Here is a 1,854-nt window from a genome sequence, read left to right as displayed (position 1 = left end):
TCTCCATGTCCTTATCGCCGCGGCCGCTCAGGCTGACGAGGACGATGCCCTCAGGGCCGAGCTCGGCGGCAAGTTTGAGGGCCCCGGCGAGGGCGTGCGAGGACTCGATCGCGGGGATGATCCCCTCGGTCCGGGAGAGCCGGAACAGGGCCTGCATGGCCTCGTCGTCGGTGATGGGGTGATACTGGGCGCGGCCGCTCACGGAGAGCCAGGCGTGCTCGGGGCCGACGCCGGGGTAGTCCAGTCCGGCCGAGATCGAGTGCGACTCGAGGGTCTGGCCGTCCTCGTCCTGCAGCATCAGGCTGCGCGCGCCGTGCAGCACCCCCGGGCGACCCAGGGTGAGCGTCGCGGAGTTCCGGGGCGTATCCACGCCCTCGCCCGCGGCCTCGAAGCCGTGCAGGGCAACGCCCGCATCCTCGACAAAGGGATCGAAGATACCCATCGCATTGGAGCCGCCGCCGACACAGGCCGCAACCGCGTCGGGCAGCCGCCCCACGGTGTCGAGCATCTGCTGGCGGGCCTCAACTCCGATGACGCGCTGGAAGTTGCGCACCATCTCGGGGAAGGGGTGCGGGCCAGCGACCGTGCCGAAGATATAGTTTGTCGTCTCGACGTTGGTCACCCAGTCGCGCATGGCCTCGTTGATCGCGTCCTTCAGGGTGCGCGAGCCAGCCGTCACCGGGATCACGGTTGCGCCGAGCAGCCGCATCCGCGCCACGTTGAGGGCCTGGCGCTCGGTGTCCACCTCGCCCATGTACACCACGCACTCGAGGCCGAACAGGGCCGCCGCCGTCGCGGTGGCAACGCCGTGCTGGCCCGCACCGGTCTCCGCGATCACGCGGGTCTTCCCGATGCGCTTGGTGAGCAGCGCCTGGCCGAGCACGTTGTTGATCTTGTGCGAGCCGGTGTGGTTCAGGTCCTCGCGCTTGAGGAAGATCCGGGCCCCACGCGCGCTCTCCGCAAAGCGGGGCACCTCGGTGATCGGGGACGGACGGCCCGTGTAATCCTTCAGCAGGGCGTCCAGCTCCGCATGGAAGGCGGGGTCCTGCTTGACGGCGTCGTAGGCCTCCGACAGCTCATCGAGCGCGGCGACCAGCGATTCGGGGACGAAACGGCCCCCGAAGGGACCGAAGTAGGGCCCGGGCTGCGCGCTCAGGGGGACGCTGCTCGGGGAGGTGTCGCTCTGAGACATAACTTCCTAGGTGTTGAGGAAACTCGCGAGGGTGCTGATCGGGTCGTTCGTGACGAGCGCCTCTCCGACGAGGATGACATCGGCCCCGGCCCGGCGGTACCGGGTGACGTCGTCGACGCCGAGCACGGCGGATTCCGCGACGCGGATCACCCCGGCGGGAATCTGGTCGGCGACGCGGCCGAAGAGCTCACGATCGAGTTCGAACGTGGACAGGTTTCTGGCGTTCACGCCGATGAGTCCCGCGCCCAGGTCCACGGCGCGGGCAACCTCGTCCGCGTCGTGGGTTTCGACGAGCGCCGTCATGCCGACGTCCTGCGTGAAGCGGTAGAGCCGTTCCAGGGTGGGCTGGTCCAGCGCGGCGACGATCAACAGGATCAGGTCGGCGCCCGCGGCGCGAGCCTCGAGAATCTGGTATTCCTCGCCGATGAAGTCCTTGCGGAGCACCGGCACCGTCACGACGCTGCGCACGGCTTCGAGGTCGGCGAGGCTTCCGCCGAACTTGCGGCCCTCGGTGAGCACGCTGATCGTGCTCGCTCCCCCGGCCTCGTACTGCGTGGCGAGGGCGGCGGGGTCGCGGATCTCCGCGAGGGACCCGCGCGAGGGGCTGGCGCGCTTGATCTCGGCGATCACCTTGATGTGATCGGCGGGGCGCAGGAACTCCA

At 69.3% G+C, this 1,854-nt stretch carries 2 protein-coding genes; both read right to left on the bottom strand.

Annotated elements, in window-relative coordinates; all coding sequences use genetic code 11:
* Positions 1–1,192, bottom strand: a 1,192-nt coding sequence (gene trpB / locus OOT08_RS16610; RefSeq protein WP_325093938.1) for a tryptophan synthase subunit beta, incomplete at its 3' end; no start/stop codon positions are given.
* A gap of 6 nt (positions 1,193–1,198) precedes the next feature.
* Positions 1,199–1,854 (bottom strand): indole-3-glycerol phosphate synthase TrpC (trpC, locus tag OOT08_RS16605; protein WP_325093937.1); only part of this gene is annotated, 656 nt, incomplete at its 5' end.

Source organism: Leucobacter sp. M11 (genome assembly GCF_035726885.1).
In the GTDB taxonomy this organism is placed as follows: domain Bacteria; phylum Actinomycetota; class Actinomycetes; order Actinomycetales; family Microbacteriaceae; genus JAPFRB01.
The sequence above is the reverse complement of the archived record's forward strand: the minus strand, read 5'-3'. Positions and strand labels throughout refer to the sequence as shown.